Annotated in this window: 5 protein-coding genes; all 5 read left to right on the plus strand. The window is 56.0% G+C overall.

The features are described 5' to 3' along the window. Positions 1 to 10: 10 nt before the first annotated feature. The gene (locus L8V22_RS01940; RefSeq protein WP_238800010.1) at positions 11 to 1,600 is read left to right on the plus strand and encodes an ABC transporter substrate-binding protein; all 1,590 of its coding nucleotides are present in this window, start codon (positions 11 to 13) and stop codon (positions 1,598 to 1,600) included. Positions 1,601 to 1,654: 54 nt separating this feature from the next. Beyond that, a complete protein-coding gene (locus tag L8V22_RS01945) occupies positions 1,655 to 2,200 on the plus strand; it encodes an adenine phosphoribosyltransferase (protein WP_005324978.1) in 546 nt (181 codons plus the stop codon). A gap of 85 nt (positions 2,201 to 2,285) precedes the next feature. Then, entirely contained in the window at positions 2,286 to 4,574 is a 2,289-nt protein-coding gene (locus tag L8V22_RS01950) for a RelA/SpoT family protein (RefSeq protein ID WP_238800012.1), read from the plus strand. 187 nt (positions 4,575 to 4,761) lie between these two features. Further along, the gene (locus tag L8V22_RS01955) at positions 4,762 to 6,834 is read left to right on the plus strand and encodes a bifunctional metallophosphatase/5'-nucleotidase (RefSeq protein WP_238800014.1); all 2,073 of its coding nucleotides are present in this window, start codon (positions 4,762 to 4,764) and stop codon (positions 6,832 to 6,834) included. 97 nt (positions 6,835 to 6,931) lie between these two features. Beyond that, positions 6,932 to 7,504, plus strand: coding sequence for a DUF421 domain-containing protein (locus L8V22_RS01960; protein WP_238800016.1), 573 nt, complete (start codon positions 6,932 to 6,934; stop codon positions 7,502 to 7,504). Positions 7,505 to 7,595 lie beyond the last annotated feature (91 nt).

Below are 7,595 nucleotides of genomic sequence, written 5' to 3' on the forward strand. Positions count from 1 at the left end.
GGCACTCGCTTTGGCTGCTACTGCCTGTAGCGGGCAGGGCGGCGAAGATGAGTCGCCGACTTCGCCCCAGGAACCAGAATCCTATGGATATTTTGGCTACCAGGTAAATTCCCGCTTGGCCACTACCAATGCTGGTACCTCCTTTGGTAATGCCACCTCCGCCGGATTGTTGTCTACGCGGTTGTACCCGGGCCTTTTCGTGCCCGGGCCCTCTGGCGAATTGATTCCCAATGCGGACCTTGTTGAGACTGAAGAGCTTCCGCCCGTTGCTGGCAGCGACCAGCGTAGCGTCCAGCTAACCTTGGAAGAAGATGCTGTTTTCTCCGATGGCACTCCCGTGACTTGTGATGACTACTTTTTGGCGTATGTAGCCGGTACCCACCCAGCTGAGTTCGCTTCGCATATGCCGCTGATGAATGACATCGCAGAATTCAGCTGCAAGCCGCAAAGCAAATCTTTCACCTTGACCTTCAATAAGGATCAAGGTCAGCGCTGGCGCCATATGTTTGGTGCCGGTACCGTTATGCCCGCCCATGCGCTAGCGCAAAAGGCCGGACTGAGCATTGAGCAGCTCAATGCGGCTATGGCTGCCGGGGACATGCAATCGCTTGCACCTATTGCAAAAGAGTGGCGGTACGGCTTTTCCGTGGCCAAAGATCAACTTGACCCTAAGCTCCAAGTTTCCTTCGGCCCTTATGTCATTGACAAGGTAGGCGATGAGGGTGAAGTGATCCTCAAGGCGAATGAAAAGTACTTTGGCGACGCCCCGGCCGAGGAGCACATTGTAGTTTGGCCTGCCGATGCTGACGCGGAGAAACTTGCGGATAAGGGTGCGTTGCGTGTGGTTGATGCCTCCAGCGACAGCCCTGACTGGCTTGAGAGCACCAAGGACCAGACGGGGGAGTCTCCCTACGAAGTCACCCCGATGGTCGGCGAGCTGACGGACACGCTTACTCTGTCTGAAGCCGGCGTATTCGCGGAACCGTGGGCACGGGAGAGCTTCGCTGCCTGCGTCGATCAGCAAGCGGTTGCTCAGGCGAGTACCGCGGCCTCTGGCGTGGAGGTGCCTCCAGCATATTTGCGCACCGTTTCCGCCACTAACCCAGTCTCCGGTGGTCTCGACAAGGTGGGCAAGGAACACCAGGGCACCGATCTGGCGAAGGCGGGCAGCCTCAGCGGCACGACCATTAAAGTCGGCTACTTGGGACCAGACAAGCGCTATGCGGCCATGGTCGAACAGCTCCGTGCATCTTGTGAACCAGCCGGTATTACTATTGAGGATGCGTCTGCGGAGTTTATGTCTCAGCACTACCTGGAAATGGATCCAGAGACCTGGGCGCCTACCGTTGATGCTTTCCTCGGACCGGTAGATCCCCAAACGGAGTATTCCACGGTGGAATCAAGCATGAAGAATTCCGCGGAGCTTAAAAAGACAGAAGAGGCTTTGTGGAAGGACGTTCCGTCTATTCCGCTTTCCGCACAGCCGCGTGTTTTTCTAGTCCGCCGCGACGTGGAAGGTGTCCTGCCGTACACTGGCGTCTCGGGCATCGGTTGGAATATGGATCGCTGGCGCAGCACCGCCCAAGCCGAAAAGAAATAGGACCCACAACCGCGGCCTATCACGACCTCTCGCAAATATTTCTCAAGGAAGATTATGAGTTCGCACTACGAATCAGCAGCACAGGCACTCAAGGATAAGGTTCGCCTCGTTCAAGACTTCCCAGAGGAGGGCATCCTCTTTGAAGACCTCACCCCGGTCTTGGCGGATCCAGAGGCATTTCGCACCGTGGTGGACGGCTTAGCAGCTGCCTGTGAGGAGTTAGGCGCGGATATGATCGGCGGCCTGGATGCCCGTGGATTCCTATTAGGCTCGGCCGTGGCCTACAAGATGGGCTTGGGTATCCTAGCCATCCGCAAGAAGGGCAAGCTTCCGCCTCCGGTATATACCGAAGAATATGAGCTGGAGTACGGCTCTGCGGCGCTGGAGATTCCGGCCAGCGGCGTTGATATCAAAGGCAAGCGCGTTGTGCTTGTCGACGACGTCCTAGCCACCGGCGGCACCCTCCACGGCGCTAAGCTTTTGCTCGAGTCGGCAGGAGCCGAGGTTGCCGGCAATGTGGTGGTGCTGGAAGTCAAGGGCCTTAACGGACGTGAGCGTTTATCCGGCCCACCGCTTATTGTGTTAAATGCCACAGACTAAGATGGGATGTCTAAGCTAGTTCCCACGATCTAGAGGACATGAGGCCACAAGGCTCGTGGCACTGTGAAGGGCGGTAGATTTGGCCATGGACAAACCCGTAAAACGCCAGACCGGCGGCGGAATGCGCAGCATGTCGGCTCGCCTTGCCCGTTCGCTCACCGGCGGCCGGGTCAAGGTGAATCCGGTGCTGGACCCGTTGATGTCCATCCACCGCAAGTTTCACCCCAAAGCCGATGCGGACTTGCTCAATCGCGCCTACGACACCGCCGAGCGGCTCCATGAGGGGGTTTTCCGCAAATCCGGAGAGCCTTATATCACCCACCCGCTTGCCGTGGCGACGATTGCGGCGGAAATCGGCATGGACACCACCACCATCGTGGCGGCCCTTTTGCACGACACGGTGGAGGATACGGACTACTCCTTAGAGGATCTCACCCGCGATTTTGGTCCCGAGGTGGCTCGCTTGGTGGACGGTGTGACCAAGCTGGATAAGGTGGCGCTGGGCTCGGCCGCCGAGGCAGAGACTATCCGAAAAATGATCGTCGCAATGGCCACCGATCCCCGCGTACTGGTCATCAAGGTAAGCGACCGGCTACACAATATGCGTACGATGCGGTTCCTTCCGCCTGAAAAGCAGGCCAAGAAGGCGCGACAAACCCTTGAGGTCATTGCCCCTTTGGCTCACCGTCTAGGTATGGCAAGCGTTAAGTGGGAGCTGGAAGACTTATCCTTTGCCATCCTGTATCCAAAAAAGTATGACGAGATCGTGCGCATGGTCGCTGACCGGGCTCCCTCGCGTGACCGGGCGCTCAAGGAGATCATTAGCCAAGTCAGCGCGGCATTAAAGGAAAACGGCATTGAAGCCGAGGTTATGGGCCGTCCAAAGCACTACTGGTCCATTTATCAAAAGATGATCGTGCGCGGCCGTGACTTCGCGGAGATTTTTGACTTAGTGGGTATCCGGATCTTGGTCGAAGATGTCAATAGCTGTTATGCCGCCATCGGTGTGGTGCACTCGATTTACCAAGCTCTGCCCGGACGCTTTAAGGACTATATTTCCTCGCCGAGGTTTGGCGTATATCAGTCATTGCACACCACCGTCCTAGCAGATGGCGGCGCGACGCTAGAGGTTCAAGTCCGCACCCATGAGATGCACTACAATGCCGAATTCGGCGTGGCCGCTCACTGGCGTTATAAGGAAACTAAAGGGAAGAACTCGGGCCACCAAGAAGAAGTGGACCAGATGGCCTGGATGCGCCAACTTCTGGATTGGCAGAAGGAAGCTGCTGATCCTAATGAGTTCTTAGACTCCCTGCGGTATGACCTTACCGCCAAGCAAATCTTCGCCTTTACCCCCAAAGGCGACGTCGTAAACTTGCCGGCCGGTTCTACTCCAGTGGATTTTGCTTATGCAGTACATACTGAGGTGGGACATAGGTGTATCGGTGCCAAGGTCAATGGCAAGCTCGTCGCGCTCGAGTCGAAGCTAAAGTCCGGCGACAAGGTGGAGATCTTCACCTCTAAGGATCCGAACGCTGGTCCGTCCCGTGATTGGCAGGACTTCCTGGTGTCTGCCCGTGCCAAGACTAAGGTACGGCAGTGGTTTGCCAAGGAGCGCCGTGAAGAACACTTGGAGGCCGGACGCGACGCACTGGCCACTGAGGTCCAACGTGGTGGCTTGCCCATGCACCGCCTGTTTACTGCCAGCTCCATGAAGCAGGTTGCGGAGCAACTTCATTACACCGACGTCGACTCGCTCTATACCGCCATCGGCGCGGGCCATGTATCTGCCCAACACGTTGCCAATCAGTTGGTTGCCATGTTCGGTGACCGGGACGATGCCATTGACACTTTGGCCTCGCGCACGCCGCTTTCTGAGATTGAGCACTCCCGTGCCCAGCACACCGAAGATTCCGCTTCGGGTACCGGCATTTTGGTGGAAGGCAGCCCGGACGTGATGGCCAAGCTGGCTAAGTGTTGCCAGCCCGTTCCAGGTGATGCCATCTTTGGCTTTGTAACTCGCGGCGGCGGAGTGTCCGTGCACCGGGCCGACTGTACCAACGCAGAAAAACTCAAAGCAGAACCTGAGCGCATGCTGGAGGTGACTTGGTCTTCCGGTACGTCGGCGACGGGCGCTTTCTCTGCAACCCTGCAATTGGAAGCTCTTGACCGCCAAGGTCTTCTCTCGGAGCTCACCCGGGTGATGAGCGATCAGAATATTAACGTATTGACCATGAATTCCAATCGCGGTGATGACCACATCGCGACGGTACGGTTTACCTTCTCTGTGTCAGACACCAAGCAGTTAGGTACGTTGATGACGACGTTGCGCAATACCGAAGGCGTCTTCGACGTCTACCGAGTTACCGCCTAACGCACTTTGTTCTTACCCTAAAGGAGGGGAGAGGCAAGCAACGTGAAGGCTTCGGGTGGGTTACGCCTGCGTGAATTCTTGGCTGCTGCAAGGTAAAGCTCCAGCAGAAAAGCTTAAATTCTTCTGCCAGGTAGTTAGCAAAGCGATATAAATTATCCTGTCGCTTTCTACTATCTAGGAGTACCTCATGCAGTTTCGTCGCATCGGCCAGCTCGTGGCCGCCACTACCGTTTCCGCAGTCGCTCTCTCCGGCGTGCAGGCGGTGGCACAGGAGAACAAGACCACCATCTCTGTCACGAATATCACCGATATTCACGGTCACTTGGAAGACCAAATTGGTGATCCCGCCAAGGCTGGCGATGAGATGGGCGTGGCGCGACTGCAGTCCCTTATCAAGCAGGTAAACGAGGGCCAAGAATTCAATCTGACCTCCTCGGGTGATAACATAGGCGGCTCTGCGTTCGTATCGGCAATTTCCGATGATAAATACACCCTTGAAGCCCTCAACGAGATGGGCATGAAGGTATCCGCAGTAGGTAATCATGAGTTCGATAAGGGCACTGAGGATCTCACGGAGCGCATCCAGCCCAACTCCAAGTACCCAATTTTGGGAGCCAACGTGCTCAAGGACGACAAGCCTCTGCTTAAGCCGTCTCACGTTGAAGATCTAGACGGCGTCAAGGTCGGTTACGTAGGAACCGTAACGGAGAACACAAAGTACAAAGTTTCTGCAGCGAAGATCCCAGGCGTATCCTTCACTGATCCAGTAAAGGCCACCAATGAAGAGGCCACTCGCCTGAAGGAGTCCGGCGAGGCAGACGTTGTGGTTGCATTGTTCCATGAGGACGCCCAAGAATATGCCGAAGGATTCAACAAGGACGTAGACGTGCTCTTCGGTGGTGATACTCACCAGCGCACCAAGGGGGAGATTCCGCGTGAGGGTGCACTCCCGCTGCAGTGGGCGCAGGGCCATGAGTACGGCAAGCTGCTTAACGACGTCGACATTACCTATGACAAGACCGCAAAGAAGGTAACCGACATCAAACTCAGCCAATACGATGCTACGGACGCGGCCTCGGTTGAGCCGGACGCTGGCCTCGCTTCCGTGGTGGAAAAGGCACAGAGAGAAGCCGAAGTTGAAGGCTCCAAGACTGCCGGCACCGTCACTCAGGATCTTTTTCGCGGTTCTGACGAAGGCGCTGAGGCAGGCTCTAACCGCGGCGTAGAATCTACCCTTAATAATTTCATCGCTGATGGACAGCGCTACGCCATGAGCAAGCAGGTGGGTGAGGACATCGAGATCGGTGTAATGAACGCCGGCGGTGTGCGCGCCGATTTGAAGGGCGGCGAAGTTTCCTACAAGGACATCTTCGAGGTACAGCCATTTGGCAACTCCGTGATTACCGCCAAGATTTCCGGTGAAGAGTTCATCAAGGCCTTGGAGAACCAGTGGCAGGAAGGTAGCCGCCCGCGTCTAGCTATGGGCCTTTCCAACAATGTCCAGGTTGTTTATGACCAGAAAGCCGGCAAGGGTGAGCGCATAAAGTCCGTGACCATCAACGGTGAACAACTCGACCCGAATAAGGACTACTCCATCGCACTGTCTTCGTTCCTTGCCTCTAGCGACGAGGATGCAGGCGGTGACGGGTATTTCAACGCTGGTTCCATCAAGGACAAGAACGATGTGGGCTACATGGACACTCAGGCCATGATCGATTACATCAAGTCAGGCGAATCTGAGGTTCGCACCGGCCAGGGCCAGATCGGTGCCCACGTTGAGGGAGAGGTAAAACCAGGTGAGGAAATCACCGTGCACTTGTCGAGCCTCAATTACTCCACCAACGGTGAACCGATGGCGAAGAAGGCGACCGTAAAGCTGGGCGATGCTGAGCAAACCGTTGACATCGATAACGCTGCTCACGAGGGCGATGCGCAATTTGGAGAGCGCGGGCGCGCCACGGTGAAGCTCACCGTTCCAAAGGACCTCAGCGGAAGCCAGAACCTGGAAATCACCACCGATGCCGGCACCAAGGCAACGCTGCCTCTCGAACTAAGCGGCAACGCTTCCTCGGAACCGGGTGCAAAGCCTGAACCTAAGGGCTCTTCCTTGTCCTCTAACGGCTCTTCTGCGGGTGGTGCAGTATTTGCCATCATCGCGGCGCTGGTCGCAGGCGTTGCCGTTGTGGGCATGAACCCCCACATTCTTCCCGCCCCAGCACGCAAGATGATCGAGGACTTGCGCAAGCAATTCCATATCTAAGCCATTAGTCGTTAGGCGGAGCGGTTCTTCCTGAACGGGGGAGAAGTGCTCCGCCTTTTTCTGTACAGCTTGCAGTAGCCAGGTAACCTAACCAACCGTGGATCTTCTAGACCTCTTTCTGCGCGAAATTACCTATCAACTCGGCATTGAATGGCACCGTATCCCCGTTGTCGTGCTGGCCACCTTGGGTATATACCTCTCCTTCATGGTCTTGGTGAAGGTTTTTGGCTCTCGAGTGTTAACTTCCATGACGGCCTCAGATGCCATCATCATTATTATGTTTGGCGCGGTCGCAGGCCGCGTTATCGTGGGAAATCCTCCGACCTTAGCTGCCGGTGTTATCGGCCTAACAACCCTGATGGCGCTAGAAGCCGCGTTCGGCACTATCCGTAAGGTAGTGAAGTGGACGCGCTTTCTTGACCGGCGTCCAGTTCTCCTAGTCTTTCGCGGGAAGATGGTTGAGGATAACTTGACCCTAGCGCATATTACTAAGTCAGATATTTATTCTGCGGCCCGCAAGGCAGGCATTAGCCGCATGGAGGACGTCCAGATTATGATCCTGGAGCCCACGGGTCATATTTCCGTGATCAGAATCGGGCAATCTATCGACCCTGAGCTTTTCAGGGACCTGGTGGGGTCTGAGTACATAGAGGACGCCAAAGACCTCTAGACTGCAGCTCAATGTCGGGCGAAGAAGCTCGGAACCATTAGCTGTCCGGGCCACTCAAAGCATATGAAAAAGCCGCTGCATCCCAGCAATG

It is taken from the genome of Corynebacterium yonathiae, assembly GCF_027570195.1.
Classification (GTDB): domain Bacteria; phylum Actinomycetota; class Actinomycetes; order Mycobacteriales; family Mycobacteriaceae; genus Corynebacterium; species Corynebacterium yonathiae.